16 protein-coding genes are annotated in these 15,612 nt (G+C 59.8%); 7 read left to right on the top strand and 9 right to left on the bottom strand.

What is annotated here, in order from left to right; all coding sequences use genetic code 11:
- Positions 1–53: 53 nt before the first annotated feature.
- Entirely contained in the window at positions 54–878 is an 825-nt protein-coding gene (gene mazG, locus HTT03_RS03645; protein WP_174858510.1) for a nucleoside triphosphate pyrophosphohydrolase, read from the bottom strand.
- A gap of 64 nt (positions 879–942) precedes the next feature.
- On the opposite strand from mazG, the gene HTT03_RS03640 reads away from it, so the two are divergent.
- The 4 genes from HTT03_RS03640 to HTT03_RS03625 are packed head-to-tail and all read left to right on the top strand — an operon-like array spanning position 943 to position 4,460.
- On the top strand, positions 943–2,112 hold the full coding sequence (locus HTT03_RS03640) for a M20 aminoacylase family protein (RefSeq protein WP_174858509.1): 1,170 nt from the start codon (positions 943–945) through the stop codon (positions 2,110–2,112).
- On the top strand, positions 2,112–3,077 hold the full coding sequence (gene speB, locus HTT03_RS03635; protein ID WP_174858508.1) for an agmatinase: 966 nt from the start codon (positions 2,112–2,114) through the stop codon (positions 3,075–3,077). The genes HTT03_RS03640 and speB (HTT03_RS03635) overlap by 1 nt, the downstream gene beginning before the upstream one ends.
- Positions 3,074–4,021, top strand: a complete 948-nt coding sequence (gene speB / locus HTT03_RS03630) for an agmatinase (RefSeq protein ID WP_174858507.1) — start codon at positions 3,074–3,076, stop codon at positions 4,019–4,021. The genes speB (HTT03_RS03635) and speB (HTT03_RS03630) overlap by 4 nt, the downstream gene beginning before the upstream one ends.
- Before the next feature lie 19 nt (positions 4,022–4,040).
- On the top strand, positions 4,041–4,460 hold the full coding sequence (locus HTT03_RS03625; protein WP_174858506.1) for a DUF1499 domain-containing protein: 420 nt from the start codon (positions 4,041–4,043) through the stop codon (positions 4,458–4,460).
- On the opposite strand, the gene HTT03_RS18645 is transcribed toward HTT03_RS03625, so the two are convergent.
- On the bottom strand, positions 4,395–4,694 hold the full coding sequence (locus tag HTT03_RS18645; protein WP_246253337.1) for a hypothetical protein: 300 nt from the start codon (positions 4,692–4,694) through the stop codon (positions 4,395–4,397). The two genes, HTT03_RS03625 and HTT03_RS18645, sit on opposite strands and share 66 nt — an antisense overlap.
- A 60-nt stretch (positions 4,695–4,754) precedes the next feature.
- Between HTT03_RS18645 and prfA the strand changes: the two genes are divergently transcribed.
- From prfA to HTT03_RS03610, 3 genes are all read left to right on the top strand, one after another.
- Positions 4,755–5,810, top strand: a complete 1,056-nt coding sequence (prfA, locus tag HTT03_RS03620; RefSeq protein WP_174858505.1) for a peptide chain release factor 1 — start codon at positions 4,755–4,757, stop codon at positions 5,808–5,810.
- Complete coding sequence (prmC, locus tag HTT03_RS03615) at positions 5,807–6,649, top strand: peptide chain release factor N(5)-glutamine methyltransferase (RefSeq protein ID WP_343035670.1); 843 nt, start codon at positions 5,807–5,809, stop codon at positions 6,647–6,649. The genes prfA and prmC overlap by 4 nt, the downstream gene beginning before the upstream one ends.
- Before the next feature lie 209 nt (positions 6,650–6,858).
- Positions 6,859–7,455, top strand: coding sequence for a DUF4167 domain-containing protein (locus HTT03_RS03610; RefSeq protein WP_174858504.1), 597 nt, complete (start codon positions 6,859–6,861; stop codon positions 7,453–7,455).
- A gap of 55 nt (positions 7,456–7,510) precedes the next feature.
- On the opposite strand, the gene HTT03_RS03605 is transcribed toward HTT03_RS03610, so the two are convergent.
- The 7 genes from HTT03_RS03605 to lptF are packed head-to-tail and all read right to left on the bottom strand — an operon-like array spanning position 7,511 to position 15,489.
- On the bottom strand, positions 7,511–8,092 hold the full coding sequence (locus HTT03_RS03605; RefSeq protein WP_174858503.1) for a hypothetical protein: 582 nt from the start codon (positions 8,090–8,092) through the stop codon (positions 7,511–7,513).
- A gap of 2 nt (positions 8,093–8,094) precedes the next feature.
- Entirely contained in the window at positions 8,095–8,937 is an 843-nt protein-coding gene (gene rsmA, locus HTT03_RS03600; protein ID WP_174858502.1) for a 16S rRNA (adenine(1518)-N(6)/adenine(1519)-N(6))-dimethyltransferase RsmA, read from the bottom strand.
- A complete protein-coding gene (gene pdxA, locus HTT03_RS03595; protein WP_174858501.1) occupies positions 8,934–9,908 on the bottom strand; it encodes a 4-hydroxythreonine-4-phosphate dehydrogenase PdxA in 975 nt (324 codons plus the stop codon). Before pdxA ends, rsmA begins: the two co-directional genes overlap by 4 nt.
- Complete coding sequence (locus tag HTT03_RS03590; RefSeq protein ID WP_174858500.1) at positions 9,905–11,143, bottom strand: peptidylprolyl isomerase; 1,239 nt, start codon at positions 11,141–11,143, stop codon at positions 9,905–9,907. Before HTT03_RS03590 ends, pdxA begins: the two co-directional genes overlap by 4 nt.
- Complete coding sequence (locus tag HTT03_RS03585; RefSeq protein ID WP_174858499.1) at positions 11,131–13,263, bottom strand: LPS-assembly protein LptD; 2,133 nt, start codon at positions 13,261–13,263, stop codon at positions 11,131–11,133. Before HTT03_RS03585 ends, HTT03_RS03590 begins: the two co-directional genes overlap by 13 nt.
- Before the next feature lies 1 nt (position 13,264).
- Positions 13,265–14,362, bottom strand: coding sequence for an LPS export ABC transporter permease LptG (gene lptG / locus HTT03_RS03580; protein ID WP_174858498.1), 1,098 nt, complete (start codon positions 14,360–14,362; stop codon positions 13,265–13,267).
- A complete protein-coding gene (gene lptF / locus HTT03_RS03575) occupies positions 14,359–15,489 on the bottom strand; it encodes an LPS export ABC transporter permease LptF (protein WP_174858497.1) in 1,131 nt (376 codons plus the stop codon). The genes lptG and lptF overlap by 4 nt, the downstream gene beginning before the upstream one ends.
- Positions 15,490–15,612: the final 123 nt, after the last annotated feature.

Here is a 15,612-nt window from a genome sequence, read left to right as displayed (position 1 = left end):
GCGCCAGAGCCTTGCCGGAGGGGGGGCTGATTGTCCAGCGATGGGCCGGGTGATTAGCTGCGTTCCGCCGCTTTAACCTCGTCCCAAAGCGCGTCCATCTCGGCCAGATCGCTGTCCTGCGGAGTCTTACCATGAGCGGCCAGACGCGCCTCAATCCTTTCAAAACGCCGGGTGAACTTGGCGTTCGCACGGCGCAACGCGGCTTCTGGATCAAGGCCAAGGTGACGCCCAAGGTTCGCCATAACGAAAAGCAGATCGCCGTATTCTTCTTCGACCTTATCGGAGGTAAGCTTATCCTTAGCTTCGACCAGTTCAGCGGCTTCCTCGGTAATCTTATCAAGTACCTGTGTGGTTTCCGGCCAGTCAAACCCGACCCGCGCCGCACGCTTTTGCAGCTTGAGCGCCCGCAGCAGCGCGGGCAGGCCGATGGCGACCCCATCCAGCGAGCCACCTTGCGCCTTGCCGGCGCGTTCGGCAGCCTTAATGGCCTCCCAATCCTTGGTCTGCTGTTCGGCGCTTTTGTCCCGCGATTCATCGCCAAAAACATGGGGGTGTCGCGCCACCATCTTATCGCTGATATTGCGCACCACGGATTGGAACGTGAAATGCCCGGCCTCTTCGCCCATTGCGGTGTGATAGACCGATTGCAACAATAGATCGCCCAATTCGCCCTCAAGCTCTGCCCAATCACGCCGGGCGATGGCGTCAGCGACTTCATATGCTTCTTCAATGGTATAGGGCGCGATACTGTCAAAATCTTGCTCAATATCCCACGGACAGCCGGTTTCAGGATCGCGCAAACGGCGCATGATTTCCAAGAGCCGTTCGATCCCCGCATCGTAATCGTGAATGAGATCAGCTTTCGTTTTGTCTGGCATTGCAGGCCCCGCATGTCTGGTGTCAGATGCACCCTGAGCAAACCAGCCTCAAGGAGTCCAGCCCATGCCCGTCATCAACCGTATCGCCGCTCTCTCCGATGAGATGACCGCATGGCGACGCCATTTGCATACAATCCCCGAATTGAGCTTTGATTGCCCGAAAACGGCGGCCTTTATCAAGGAGCGGTTGCAGGAAATCGGCGTGGATGAAATCCACGAGGGGATTGCGCAGTCTGGCATTGTGGCAATTATCAAAGGGCCAACAGAGGGCGGCACCATCGGTTTGCGGGCTGACTTCGATGCGCTGCCGATCCCCGAGGAAACCGGCGTCGACTATGCCTCGACCCATCCCGGGAAAATGCATGCCTGTGGGCATGACGGCCACACGGCAATGTTGTTGGGCGCGGCAAAGTATCTGGCGGAGACGCGCAATTTCTCGGGCAAGGTTGCGCTGATTTTTCAACCAGCCGAAGAAGACGGGGGCGGGGCCAAGGTGATGTGCGACGAAGGCATGATGGCGCGCTTCGGGATCGATCAGGTCTATGGCATCCACAATTTTCCCAACGTCGAATTTGGCAAATTCCTCACCACGCCCGGTCCGATCATGGCTGCGGTGGACAGCTTTACCATCCATGTCAAAGGGCGCGGCGGTCATGGTGCGATGCCGCATGAGACAGCAGATCCGGTAGTGGCTGCCTGCTCCATCGTGCAAGCGATCCAGACCATCGTCAGCCGCAACACCCATTCAGCGGCAGAGAAAGTGGTCTCCGTCACCCAAATTCATGCGGGCACCGCCAGCAATATCGTGCCTGACACAGCGATGATAAACGGCACCGTGCGAACGTTTGACAAGGACACGCAGGCGCTCATCAAGCGCCGTTTAGGAGAGATCGCGGCAGGACAGGCGGCCAGCTTTGGGTTGGAGGCCGAACTTGATTATGAACATGGGTATCCGGCCACGGTCAACAGCCCGGATGAGGCCGCATTGGCCACCCGCGTGGCGCAGGACGTGGCCGGTGAAGCCGCGGTAGACGGCGCTTTCCCAAAGCTCGCAGGTTCCGAGGATTTCGCCTATATGCTCGAAGAACGCCCCGGCGCCTATCTGTTTCTCGGGACCGGAGAGGGCGCGGGGCTGCACCATCCTAAATACAATTTTAACGATGATATCGCTCCAGTAGGAGCATCCTTTTTTGCCCGCCTCGTCGAGCGGGCGCAGCCAGCAGGAGGCAAATAATGGCATTGGAAGACGCGGCCAAGCAGATGGACATGGCCTTTACCCGCGAGGACCTAAAAGGCCCAAGCTATGAGCTGACCTTTGGCGGGGCGACGTCTTTCCTGCGGCGTAAATACACCAAAGACCTAACCGGCGTAGACATCGCCGTGACCGGCGTGCCGTTTGACCAAGCCGTGACCAACCGCCCCGGAACCCGCCTCGGCCCCCGCGCCATTCGCGAAGCCAGTGCTTTGCAGGCGCCCGATGCGCCTTATGGCTGGGATTTCGATGTGCTGAGCGAGTTTGCCATCGCAGATTACGGTGATCTGGCGTTTGATTATGGTCACGTAAGCCAGTTTCCCGCGGCGTTAAGCGCGCATATCAAGACCATTCTGGATGCAGGTGCCGCATCGGTCGTGCTAGGCGGGGATCATTATATTTCTTTCCCGATCCTCAAGGCCTATGCCGAAAAATACGGTCCAATCAGCCTGTTACAGTTCGATGCTCATACGGATACATGGCAAGACGACGATATGGACCGCATCGACCATGGCACGATGTTCTACAAGGCGGTAAAATCCGGCATCGTCGATCCCGCGACCAGTGTTCAGGTCGGCATCCGCACCACCAATGAAGACACGATGGGTGTTAATATCATCGACGCGCGGGAGGTCCATGAGCAGGGGCCACAGGCCACTGTGGCCAAGATCAAAGGGATACTGGGCGACCGGCCTTGCTATCTCACCTTTGATATCGACGCTTTGGACCCAGCTTTCGCACCCGGCACCGGCACACCTGTGTGGGGTGGGCTGACTTCCGCACAGGCATCAATCATGCTGCGCGATCTGGCGGGGATCAATATCATGGGCGGCGATGTGGTCGAAGTCTCACCGCCCTTTGACACAACCGGTGCGACAGCCATTGCAGGCGCTCATGTCGCAACTGAAATTCTATCCTTGCTGGGCCACCGCTTGAGGACAAAATGAGCGCAAAGAACCAACCAATTAGTGGCAACGATCTGGCGCGGTTCTCTGGGCCCAATACCTTTATGCGTTTGCCGAGTGCAAATGATTTGAAGGGGTTAGACGTGGCTGTTCTTGGGGTGCCGATGGATATTGGCACCTCGTGGCGCTCAGGCTGTCGGTTTGGCCCCAAAGAAGTCCGCAGCCAAAGCGCGATGATCCGGCCCTATAACCTCGCCACTGGCGCGGCACCCTTCGACAGTCTACAGGTGGCGGATATTGGCGATTTGGCGATTAACACGTTCTCGCTATCGGATTCTTTGCGCATCATATCAGAGAGTTACGATGCAATCTTAAACTATGATGCACTGCCGTTGGCAATTGGGGGTGATCATTCGATGACGCTTCCCATTCTGCGTGCGATCGTACGGCGGCATGGGCCGGTGGCGTTGGTCCATGTTGATGCCCATGCAGACGTGAATGACGATATGTTTGGCGAGCGGGAAACCCACGGCACTTTCCTGCGTCGCGCCTATGAAGAAGGGCTCGTAAAGGCAGAGAAAACCTACCAAATCGGTCTGCGCGGGTCGGGCTATTTGGCTCAGGATTTCACCGAAGCCGCGCAATGGGGTTTTCAGCAGTTCCCAGCTCATGAGCTTTGGCATCGCAGCCTATCCGAACTCGGTGCCGAAATCCGCCGCGATATCGGGGATTTGCCTGTCTATGTGACCTTTGACATCGACAGCCTTGATCCGGCCTTCGCCCCCGGCACCGGCACGCCCGAGATCGGCGGGCTGACCTCGCCTCAAGCGCTCGAACTGGTCCGTAGTCTCAAGGGTGCCAATATCGTCGGAGGTGATCTGGTGGAAGTTTCGCCGCCCTATGACACGACAGGAAATACCGCGCTCACGGGGGCCAATATCTTGTATGAACTGCTCTGCGTGCTGCCCGGTGTCGTTTACCGATGACACGAGAGAGGTGATTAGAATGGTATTTTGGCTGATCGTGATCGCGCTGCTGGCGCTCTTGGCCTATGTGCGTTTTGCGCCAACAGACGTGGCGCGGTGGCATCAAAAAGCGTCGGGAGAGGCTATGGGTGAGACGCGGGGCGAGAACTCGGTCATCTGGCGTGAGCCTGCAGGCGCAGATTTACTCACGCGCTATGACGCGGTCATCCAACAGACCCCGCGCACTGAACGGATAGCCGGATCGGTGGAGACGGGCCAAGCGACCTATGTCACCCGCACCGCGCTGATGGGCTATCCTGATTACACAACGATCGGCGTCTATGGCGAAAATCCGCGCTATGTTGAGGTCTATGGCCGCTCGCGTTTCGGCAAGTCAGATATGGGGGTAAATGCCAAGCGGGTTGCTGGCTGGCGTGCGCAGGTCGAGGCGGGACGATAAGCAGCCCTTTTGCACCTCGCGCCACATCGGCACATTAAGCGACATTTGGCATTGCGCCATAAACATTCGCCCATCTACCTGTAAACAAATGATTTCGCCTAGTTCCACCCGCGCCCCTTGGCGATCTGTGCAATAGCAATCAATCGTCTTGCCACCCGGCGCTTTGACATCGGCGCGGGCAGGGGCACTGGCCATCAACGCCAGCAAAATGGGCGCAAGCAACAGTCGTTTCATGCTGTATTCTAGCACAATCGGCCTCTTGACCAAAGCCTTTGCATAGGCGACAGGAACCCTATGATCCCAATGCCTCGTCTTGCACAAATCACGCAGCGCTTTCAGTTTCTGGAGGCCAGCATGTCTGCGGGCTCCGACGGGGCAGATTTCGCCAAGCTTGCCAAAGAATACAGCGATCTGAAGCCGGTGGTCGATCAGATTGAACTCTATCAGCAACTACAGCGCGACCTTGAAGACGCCGAAGAAATGCTGAACGACCCCGAAATGGCCGAACTGGCGCGCGAGGAATTGCCGCGCCTGCGTACGCGCCTGCCGGAGGTGGAGGCCGCTTTGCAACTCGCCCTGCTGCCGCGTGATGCGGCAGATGCGAAGCCTGCGATGTTGGAAATTCGCCCCGGTACAGGGGGCGATGAGGCCGCGCTTTTCGCCGCCGATCTGCTGCGCATGTACCAACGCTATGCCGAAGCGCGGGGCTGGGGGTTTGATCTGATCGAAGAGCAGATGACCGAGCTTGGCGGTGTAAAAGAAGTCGTGGCTCATATCACCGGGCAGAACGTCTTTGCCCGGCTCAAGTTCGAAAGCGGTGTGCACCGGGTGCAGCGCGTGCCGAGCACGGAAAGCGGCGGGCGTATTCACACCTCGGCGGCCACGGTGGCGGTACTACCTGAAGCCGAGGATGTGGATATCGACATCAATCCGAATGATTTGCGGATTGATACGATGCGCTCCTCCGGCGCGGGCGGGCAGCACGTGAACACCACCGATTCTGCGGTGCGCATCACCCATATCCCCACCGGAATCGTTGTGACCTCCTCCGAGAAATCGCAACACCGGAACCGAGACAAAGCGATGCAGGTGCTCAAGGCACGGCTCTATGACATGGAGCGCAGCCGGATGGACAGCGAACGCTCTGCCGATCGCGCGGCACAGGTCGGCTCGGGCGACCGATCAGAGCGTATCCGCACCTATAACTTCCCCCAAGGCCGCATGACCGACCACCGGATCAATCTGACCCTCTATCAGCTTGACGCCGTGATGCAGGGCGATCTGGATGAGATCATTGACGCCCTGACCGCCGACGCGCAGGCGCGGCAATTGGCGGAGATGGAAGGGTGAGCCCGCAGACCGCAGCCCAAGCTATGGCCGCCGCTGCTGGGCGGCTGCGCGCCGCTGGCGTGCCTGACCCCGCGCGCGATGCGCGTCTGCTGCTGGCTCATGCGGCGGCTGTCGATGCGACCCGCGTAACCCTGATCGCCCCCGAAGAAATCGCGCCCGATGTTGCCGAGCGTTTTGAGCAGCTTATCTCTCTGCGTGCCGTGCGGGTGCCGGTCTCGCAACTGGTGGGGCGGCGGGCGTTTTATGGGCGTGACTTTGCCATCTCCCGCGATGTGCTGGACCCCCGGCCAGAGACGGAGACGCTGATCGATCTCGCGTTAAGCGCGCGTTTCAAGCGGGTGCTGGATCTTGGCACCGGGTCGGGGTGCATATTGGTGACACTGTTGGCCGAGCGGCAAGAGGCCACCGGTTTGGGTGTCGATCTATCTGAGGCGGCCTGCCTGCAAGCCAGTGCCAATGCGGTGCAACATGGGATCGCGGACCGCACGGATATCTCGCAGTCGGATTGGTTCAGTACAGTCACGGGCCGTTTTGATCTGATCGTCAGCAATCCGCCTTACCTCGCCGCGCAGGAAATGGCCGATGTGGCACCGGAATTGCGCCAGCATGAACCTGAAATGGCGCTGACGGACGGGCAGGACGGGCTGAGCGTCTACCGCATTATCGCAGAACAGGCGCAGGGGTATCTCACGCCTAATGGCCGGGTTCTTGTGGAAATCGGCTGGCAGCAGGGCGCAGCTGTGCAAGAGATTTTTACCCGCGCGGGCTGGGGCCAAGTCACTTTGGCCGAGGATCTGGATGGCCGCCCGCGGGTGGTTTGTGCCAGAAAACCGGCATGAATGCGCGGAAATCCACAGTTTTAGCAGGTTAAATTGCAGTTTCTTCTTGCCGTAGCACGGCTGGCATGGTTAGTCAGAGGTGTTGCAGCGGTGGATGCCTTTGGGCGGTCCCGCGCGGCACTATGCCCAACATATCGCTTAAGCCGGGACGATGACGTGCTTTGCACCCCCGGTAAACGACACACAGCACACAAGGCTGACATCATTCCATGAATTCTCCCAGATCACGCTCCCGGTCGAAGAACAATCGCAAACGCTCCTCGCATGGTGGTGGCGGCGGCAACGTCGTGAACCGTGTGTTCGACAGTTCCGGCCCCGAGGGCAAGGTGCGCGGCACGCCGCAGCAGGTTATCGAGAAATACAACCAGTTGGCCCGCGATGCGCAGTTGAGCAACGATCGCGTTGCTGCAGAGAACTTTCAGCAGCATGCCGAACATTACCTGCGTTTGCTGAGCGAAGCACAGCGCGAGGTGGACCAGCGCCGCGAAGAGCAAGAGCGCCAGAACCGCGAGCGTCAGGCCGAGCGCGATCGTGAGCGGGCCGAGCGTCAGGAACGTGAAGCCAACCAAGGCGGTCAGCCGCAAGCTGAGCAGCCCGAACAAGACGCCGCACCAGAGCAAAACCCGCAGCCGCAGGCTGAGCCCGCTGCGAATGACGCTGAGCAAAGCAATCTCGTGGAAACACCGGAAAGCAAACCTAAACCCAAGCGCGCCCCGCGCCGCAAGCCCAAGCCTAAAGCGGCCGAAGAACAACCGCAGGACAACGGCAGCGAAAGCAACGGCGATACGCCTAAAGCCGCTGAGTAACAAAAACCCCGCCAAACTGGCGGGGTTTTCTTTTGCACTTGCGCTGTGAAAGGCGTCAGTCGTCGGTCATGCCGGCTTGCACGTATCTGACGCGCCCATTGCGGCGCAAAACCTCTTCCCGTGGCTCCCACGTATAGCGCGGATCGCTTTGCACCGGGGACCAGAACAGCTCACCGCCCTTGCGCCAAGGGTCGAGCACCAGACCTTCTTCCATAGGCGCGCCGACGGCTGAGATGATCGCTGTAGAATGATCGATCAGCAACCGTGTGTCGCCATTGGCGATGGCGCGGTGCATGTCCAATGTGGCGAACCCCTCTGCCATAAGCCGCTTTTCCAGATCTTCTGCCCAATGCCAGCACAGCCCACGCGGTTTGCGTCCGCTGTTGACCTTAATGTTGTGGACCAGCGGGGGGTCGGTGATCTCATAAGCGATGGCGAGTTCATGCGTGTGGCGATAGGCGATACGCGCCGCGCGGGCGGCCTCTGCGGGGTCAACGGCGGGCGACAGCTCTTCAATGGCACGCGTAAGGGCAGCGATTTCTGCCTCTGTCCCGAGCGGAGGTGGTCCGGTCCGGGGCAAAGCGCAGGCAGCAAGGCCCAAGAGCAGGGCAAAGAGCAACAATAGACGGTGGAACATGATTAACCTTTGGCAATTTCACGGGCGAGCGCACAGAAGCCTTCGAGCGAGATTTGCTCGGCCCGTTCTGTTGGGCTCAGCCCTGCCGCCCGCAGACGGTCTTCGATATCGGGCGCGGCACCCTTGAGCGCCGACCGCAGCATCTTGCGACGTTGGTTGAAGGCCATCGCGACGACACGGCTCAGCACATCGGGGTCCGCAGGAAAGCGCGGTTCGGGCAGGGCAGTAAGGTGCACGACACTGGAGGAGACTTTAGGCGGCGGCGTGAAAGCGCCGGGTGGCAGTTGCAAAACGATCCGTGCATCGCTGCGCCACTGCGCCAAAACCGCCAAGCGGCCATAGGCCTTGGAGCCGGGGGTGGCCACGATGCGTTCGGCCACTTCGCGCTGGAACATCAGCGTCAGGCTTTGCCAGAAAGGTGGCCATTCAGGCGGGGTCAGCCAGCGCACCAAAAGCTCGGTGCCGACGTTATAGGGCAGGTTCGCCGCGACACGGATCGGTGGCGTCAGATGCGTCAAGGGATCAACTTCAAGCGCATCGCCTTCGATAACGGTCAGCCGACCGGGGTAGTGATCGGCAATCTCGGCAAGGGCAGGCAGGCAACGGCGGTCTTTCTCAATCGCCAGCACATGGCGCGCTCCCTCAGACAGCAGACCGCGGGTCAGCCCGCCAGGACCGGGGCCGATCTCAAGCACATCGCAATCGGCCATATCGCCCGCTTGTCGGGCAATCTTGGCGGTAAGGTTCAGGTCGAGCAGAAAGTTCTGCCCCAGAGATTTCCGCGCGGCGAGGTCATGCGTTGCAATCACTTCGCGCAGCGGCGGAAGATTGTCGATTGTGCTCATGTGGTGCTCCCCATCCGCCAAGCCAGTTTGATCGCTTCAATCATGCTGGTCGGATTGGCGCGACCTTGGCCTGCGATGTCAAAGGCGGTGCCGTGATCGGGTGAGGTCCGCACGAAGGGCAGGCCCAAGGTCACATTCACACCGCGGTCAAAATCTAACGTCTTGATCGGGATCAGCGCTTGGTCGTGATACATGGCGATGGCGGCGTCGTAATTCTGTCGTGCTGCGGCGTGGAACATCGTGTCGGCCGGCAGGGGGCCGGTCAGCGCATATCCTTCGCCCTGCATCTCAAGGATCAGTGGCGCGATCCAGTCGATCTCTTGCTGGCCCATGCTGCCGCCTTCGCCAGCGTGGGGGTTCAGACCCGCAACGGCGATCCGAGGGCGCGCAATGCCGAAACGCGCGCGCAGACTTTCTGCCGTAATCTCAATCGTGCGCCGCAATCCGTGTGGTGTGAGTGCCTGTGGTACTTGGTCCAGGGCGATGTGAATGGTTGCCGGGACCACCCGCAACTGCTCTGACGCGAGCATCATCACCACATCATCAACGCCCGCAAGCGCCGCGAGGTATTCGGTGTGACCGGGATAGGCAAAACCCGCACCGTCTTGCAGCGCTTTCTTGTGAATGGGCGCGGTGCAAAGCGCGCACGCCGCGCCTTGTTGAACGAGATCAACACCCTGTGCGATCACGTCGATCACACCCTGCGCATGGCCGGGCTGCGCCACGCCGGGCAGGGCAGCGCTGCCAAAATCATGCGGCAGAACCGGCAGCGCGTCCGCACTTGGAAGACTTGCGTCTTCGGCCCTCTCAATCACCCGGTGCGGCACATCCTTTGGCAGATGGCGCGGGTCACCAATCCAGACCATCGGGATATCACTGGCCAGCGCAGCCCATGCGCGGGCCGCGATTTCGGGGCCAATCCCTGCGGGTTCACCACAGGAAATGGCCACCGGCCGGGTGGCGCCGGTCATTGGCGGATGATGCGGGCGTCAGCGCGGGCCTGATCGACCAACTGCTGAGCAAAGCCTTGCAGTTTGCGCTGACGGATCGAACTGATCACCGCCTCACGGTCTACATCAGCGTTTGCTGCCGTGACCCGTTTGCACAACATCAGGAACATCAGCGTCTGACCATTGGCCCGCGTCAGTGTGGTGGACACTTCGCCGGGGTCCAGCTTTGCCAGTTCGATCGCCACATCCTGCGGGATTTCCGAAGGCGCTTTGACCTCACGGTCAAGGACATTCGCGGGTTGGCCTTTGGCCACACCATAAAGGTCATCGCATTGATCAACCTGCCCGCGCAACTGCGCGGCCCGCGCCAAGGCGGCTTCAGAGCGCCCACCGGGGATGTAATAGGCGGCGTAGTCAATCTCGGAATAGGTGACAGAGGGCGCGTCGGTCTCTTCGATCCCGCGCAGTTGGAATAGGGCCACAGCATTGGGAATCGGCAGCGGTTTCGTCACTTCACCCGGCGCCAATCCAAGCAGGATCGGGTGCAGGGAGGGCGGGAGTTTATCCAATTCGGTCCAAGGCATTTGGCCACCCCGACCGCGCGACGCTGTTGCGGAATACTGCCGGGCATAGGCTGAAAATTCGGCTTCACTGCGCGTCTTAGAAATTTTTTCGGCCAGCGCATTCACCTGATCCGCATTCTGGGGCGGCGCGGGAATGATAATTTCGGACAAGAGCACGCGCAGACTGGTGCTGCCGCGGCTGCTGCCGAGCGCCCGGTCCACCTCGGCGTCCGTGATCGTGACACGGTTGTTGTAACGTGCGCGGATCAGGTCGCGCCAAGCCGAGCTGATCAGGATGAAATCACGAAAGGTTTCTTCAGAGACCTGCGCCTGCGCAAGCGCTTTGAGAAATTCGTCAGTCGTCAAATCGGCGCGTGCGGCGAATTCCGCCATACCAGCGCGGATGCCTTCTGGGGTAACTTCCAGCCCTGCCTGTTCCAAGATAGCGCCGCGCAAACGGTCCTCAATCAGGGCGTCAATCACGCTCTCACGGTCGGTGCCGGGGGCGCCCAGCAATTGCATAAAACGCTGGCGCTGTTGAACTTCGTATTCGGTGATCACCGCACCGTCGATCTGCACGACCGGGGCAAAAAGGTTCTGCGCCGTGGCGGGTTGGCTGATCATCAAAGCAAGCGCGACGCCCGCTGCTCCCCGCATCACGACACGGAATTTCTGTTTCGTTACTTCCCACATGAGCGCACGTATCTTTCTGTTCCGGTGTTGGCTGCAAAGCCCCGCAGACCGATGTTAAATCCGAAATCGGTTGAGGGCTCAACACTTGTTGAGGATGAATAGCGTCGGTTGACCGAAACGTCGACCTGTACACATTCATTGTTGTAACTCAGGCCCAAACCCGCTCTTGCGGCGCGTTCATCTTCGACGTCAAAGCGCCAGTCGGCGGTAGCCTGCCATTGATTGTTGATTGCATAGCTGCCGTCGAAGGTGATCTCAGAGACATTGTCGTCGCGCTCTTCATCATCATCTGCGCTGAGCCAGACATAGCTCCCCGCGATCTGCCCACGCTGGTAGTTCCAGACCCCCCGCAATTCGGCTTTGGCGACTTGGAAATCATCATCGACAAGCCCGCGCCCGATGACGGCGAAACCATTGTCGTTGCGCAATTGTCCTGCAATGAGGAAATCGGACTGGGTGCCTTCCAAGCCGGAACTAAAAGAGAAGTCAGCGTCAGTTTTGTCGCGGATGACTTGCCCTACAGACAGGTTGGCGTCCCAACCATTGGGGTCAATTCGCGCCCAGTTCACGCCAAAGGCCATCACGGCACCCCGCTCGCGCCGGTCGGGGCGCGGGAAGCGGCTGAGTGCGAGCAGATTGCCTTCGTCGTATTCGACCAGCGTGCTTTCTTCGTTGGGAATGTCCAGACGGTCCCCGCCGGTCCATGCCAGTTGCACCAGAGGTTCGATTTGTTGCACCGCGCCGCCAGCCTCGCGCCGCTGCATCGGGTAGCGCAATGCAACGGCGGCTTTTGGCACCATATCGCTATGGCGCGGCGTGTAGTCAGCGTCCTGTGCGATGTTGAACAGGCCAAAGCTGGTGCCGAGTTGCAGATCACTCACCAGCCCATTGCCGAAGGTCAAACGCCGCATCCAATCAAGATCGCCGTTAAGGCGCGACACATCGCGTCCAAGTCCATTCGCGCTGACGTCCGACGCGCGCCGATGGCTATGCGCTTCGAGCGAGAGCCTCACCTCGCCACCGATCCGGGCGGGGAAATAGCGTTTCTGGTATTCACCATCCAACACCAGCGTCGGCAGATAGTCGTTAACATCGCCGTCGCGCAGGGATTGGTAGTTCAGCAAGCTGGCGCGGGTATATTCGTCCCGCCGCGTCCGGCTGACGGTCAATTCACTGGTCAGCCGGTCTGCAACAGAATAGCCGTAATCGTTCAGGTAGGACCGGTCGCTGGTCGTCTCAATGCCAAAGTCGAGCTTGTAGTCGCGCCGCAGATCAAAGGTGCCGGAGCCAAATAGATAGCCGCGGGTGTCATCCGGTTGGAGATCGTCGCGGGTGATGCCACCGTTAAACTCGATCCGCCCTGCCACAAACGCTTGCCGGTAGCGAAACTCCATCGTGCGGGTTTTGCTCGACAGATAAGGGGTCAACGTCAGGTCGCGGTGGTCCCCGATTTTGATGAAATAGGGCAGCTTGAGCCCCACGCTCAACTGCGATGTGGAGCGCACAGTGGGCGCCAAAAAGCCGGACGCGCGGTCAAGCGTCGGATCGGGCAGACGCAGGCGCGGCAGGTAGAAGATTGGCACGGTCTTGATCAAGAACTGTGCTTCGTCGAAATAAAGCTGTTGGGCCACTTCATCATGGACCACGCGTTTGGCGCGGATCTGCCAAAGCGGCGCTTCGCCGTCCTCGCACAGTTTGCAAGACGTCACGGCAGCTTTGTAAAGCTGGCTATAACGCCCCTCGACCCGGTTGATCTGGACCGCCGCAAGCTGCAACTGTTGTTCAAGGATCATCCGCGCACCGCGCAGCAGCCCCGATTGCAATTCACCGTCCAGTTCGGCGGCATCGGCAAGGATCGTGGTGCTGTCACCTTCGGACAAGACAATCGGCCCTTCGATACTCAGCGCACCCCGGTCCTGATCATAGCGGATGGCTGAGGCACGCAGTCGGGTTTCGCCTTGAAAAGCCTCAACATTCCCGTCAGCCACCAGCACCCGGTCACGCGTGATAAACACCCGGTCTGCCACCAAAACAGCAGGGCGATCCGCTACCGAAGTGCTTTGCCCCAAGAGGGTGGCAGGGGCGACGATTAAGGCAAGACCAAACAGGGCAGCACGCATATCAGCCATCCTCTGCATGTAGTAAAAGACCAAGTGCGAGGAAGATCGCGGCCAGCGGCGGCGCCCAAGCGGCCAGCGCCACCGGGATCTGGCCGTTCTCGCCAAGGATCTGAGCGAAACTGCGAATGAAATACAAACCAAACCCCAGCAAAATCGACGCCAGAACCGCCACGCCGGTCCCGCCAAAACGGGTATGGCGCATGGTGAAAGCGCTCGCAACCAGAACCATCGCCACCAGAAACAGAGGCCGCGCCAGTTCGGCCTGCAACCAGACTTCATGCTGTCGCGTGCTAAAACCTGCCTGCTCAAGTTGACGGATAAAACTGGGGAGTTCGTAGATCGACACGGCTGACGGACGACCAATGCTTTCGCGAATGCGTTCAACCGTCAAAGACGACGGGATCGCTAGGCTCTCATGTATTTCCGCCGCCCCTTCGGCGTTGACCCCGGCAGCGAGCGGCCAAACCTTCGCACCCCGCAAGCGCCACTCGCCATCGACCAGCCGCGCGGTCTCAGCCTCAATGCGTCGTGTTGGGCCTTTGTCCGGCTCATAGGTAATGATCGTCACATTATACAGCACCGAGGCATCGCTGTTCGTGCGCCACGCCCGGATCACCGATTGACCCTCTGCATTGCCTTGGCGCAGCCAGAGCCCTTCGTCGCTCACCGACAGGGCAGAGCGCCCGTCCGAGCGATACCGCTGGGTCAATTGTTCGGCACGTTCGCTTGTGGCTGCGACAATCGGGTTTAGCACCACCACCGCCAACACGCCGATCACAAGGGCGACCATCACCGGCGCAATCAACGCTCCCATCGCCGACCGCCCCGCGGCGCGGGTCACAACCAATTCCGAAGACCGTGCCAACGCCAGAAAAAGCGCGACGGTTGCCAGGATCATGATCAGTGGCAGGATCAGATTAACCGTTTGCGGCAGATTGAGGAGGGTCATGCCAAAAACCTGCGCCCAACTGACTTCGTCATTGGCAAACCGCCGGGCCTGATCCACCCCGTCCACCAGCATGACCAAGGCACCCAGCACGCTGGTAATAACTAAGAAGCTGATAAGGAAACGACGGGCAAAATAGAAATGCAGGATCATGCGCGGCTCTCCTTGCGCGCGACTCTGCGGGTCCAGCCGGGATGGGCGGCCTGCCAAAGCATCGCCAAGCTGAGAAGCGCGCCGATCAAAGCGGGCAGATAGAGCAAGGGCCAAAGCGCTGCGGCCTCGCGCACCTGCGTCACCAAAGTCCCGCGCATCCCGTCAATCGCAATGAGCAGTGCAAAGGCAATCACCGCTTCGCGCCAGACACCAAAGCGTGAAAAACTGCCCTGCATCAGCGTGGCAAAGCCAATCATCGCTGCAACCAGACAGAACAATGGCTGTGCAAACCGACCGTGCAGCTCCTCGGCCACATCGCCTTCGCTGCTGCCCGAGCGCGCGGCGATCGCCGGCCAATTCCACAGCAGTTCCGGGGTAATCATGCTGCGCGGGGTCTGATTAGCCGCGCCGTCCTCGCCCACCAAGGGGGAGATATCAAAGGAGAAATCGCGGAACTTGGCCGTTGCCAGCCGTTTGCTAACCGTGTTGTGCCGCTGTGCCATCCCGTTGACCATAATCAGCGTTGTCGCGTCCCCGTTGCGGGTCAGATAGGCTTCGGCTGCGGTGTAAATCACGCCTTCTTCGCGATTGCGGCGATCTGACAGGAAAACATCCCGCAGCACCCCGTCGCTGTCGATCTCGCGGGTGTAGAATGTCACATCATCGGTCGGGTGCAAAAACACTCCAGCGGTGAGCAGCCGGGCGGTCAGATTGCGCGATACCTCGGCTTCGCGCTGCTTTAGCTGGCCTTCGGCCATCGGCACGAGAAAATGGCTCAGTACCGTCATCATCGCAGCCACACAGAGACCGAAAACAAAAACGGGCCGCGCCAGCCGCCAAGGTCCGGCGCCTGCCGCCTGTAGCACCGTAAGTTCGGATTCCCCGGTCATGCGATTGGTGACATAGACTGAGGCCGAAAATGTCGCGATGGGCAGCACTGTCACGATAAGTTTGGGCAGACCAAGGGCGGTGAACTCAAGAAAGACCATGGCAGACTGACCATCGCCGATCAGCCGGTCGAAAAGGACAACCGCTCGGTTGATCCAGAACAGCGCGACCAAAACCAGTGAGAAAAAGCCGAACATCACCAAAAGTTGCGATAGCATGTAGCGATCAATGCGTGCCACTGCGATCCCCCTTGATGCTCTAACGGCGTTTGCGGGGATGTTAATGCAATTTGAGAGCCGGGAAAACTGCTATCTGGTCATGCCGCTCCGGGCAGGCTAGGTCTGGGCCAAAGCAAACAAGAG

The sequence above is a fragment of the Sulfitobacter maritimus genome (assembly GCF_013346665.1).
GTDB lineage: Bacteria > Pseudomonadota > Alphaproteobacteria > Rhodobacterales > Rhodobacteraceae > Sulfitobacter > Sulfitobacter maritimus.
The sequence above is the reverse complement of the archived record's forward strand: the minus strand, read 5'-3'. Positions and strand labels throughout refer to the sequence as shown.

Excerpts from the sequence above, each read along its gene's own strand:
- pdxA (WP_174858501.1), bottom strand. The coding sequence starts at position 9,908 with ATGACCGGCGCCACCCGGCCGGTGGCCATTTCCTGTGGTGAACCCGCA.
- HTT03_RS03605 (WP_174858503.1), bottom strand. The coding sequence starts at position 8,092 with ATGTTCCACCGTCTATTGTTGCTCTTTGCCCTGCTCTTGGGCCTTGCT.
- speB (WP_174858507.1), top strand. The coding sequence starts at position 3,074 with ATGAGCGCAAAGAACCAACCAATTAGTGGCAACGATCTGGCGCGGTTC.
- HTT03_RS03590 (WP_174858500.1), bottom strand. The coding sequence starts at position 11,143 with ATGTGGGAAGTAACGAAACAGAAATTCCGTGTCGTGATGCGGGGAGCA.
- mazG (WP_174858510.1), bottom strand. The coding sequence starts at position 878 with ATGCCAGACAAAACGAAAGCTGATCTCATTCACGATTACGATGCGGGG.
- HTT03_RS03640 (WP_174858509.1), top strand. The coding sequence starts at position 943 with ATGCCCGTCATCAACCGTATCGCCGCTCTCTCCGATGAGATGACCGCA.
- speB (WP_174858508.1), top strand. The coding sequence starts at position 2,112 with ATGGCATTGGAAGACGCGGCCAAGCAGATGGACATGGCCTTTACCCGC.
- HTT03_RS03610 (WP_174858504.1), top strand. The coding sequence starts at position 6,859 with ATGAATTCTCCCAGATCACGCTCCCGGTCGAAGAACAATCGCAAACGC.
- HTT03_RS18645 (WP_246253337.1), bottom strand. The coding sequence starts at position 4,694 with ATGAAACGACTGTTGCTTGCGCCCATTTTGCTGGCGTTGATGGCCAGT.
- HTT03_RS03625 (WP_174858506.1), top strand. The coding sequence starts at position 4,041 with ATGGTATTTTGGCTGATCGTGATCGCGCTGCTGGCGCTCTTGGCCTAT.
- prfA (WP_174858505.1), top strand. The coding sequence starts at position 4,755 with ATGATCCCAATGCCTCGTCTTGCACAAATCACGCAGCGCTTTCAGTTT.
- HTT03_RS03585 (WP_174858499.1), bottom strand. The coding sequence starts at position 13,263 with ATGCGTGCTGCCCTGTTTGGTCTTGCCTTAATCGTCGCCCCTGCCACC.
- rsmA (WP_174858502.1), bottom strand. The coding sequence starts at position 8,937 with ATGAGCACAATCGACAATCTTCCGCCGCTGCGCGAAGTGATTGCAACG.
- lptG (WP_174858498.1), bottom strand. The coding sequence starts at position 14,362 with ATGATCCTGCATTTCTATTTTGCCCGTCGTTTCCTTATCAGCTTCTTA.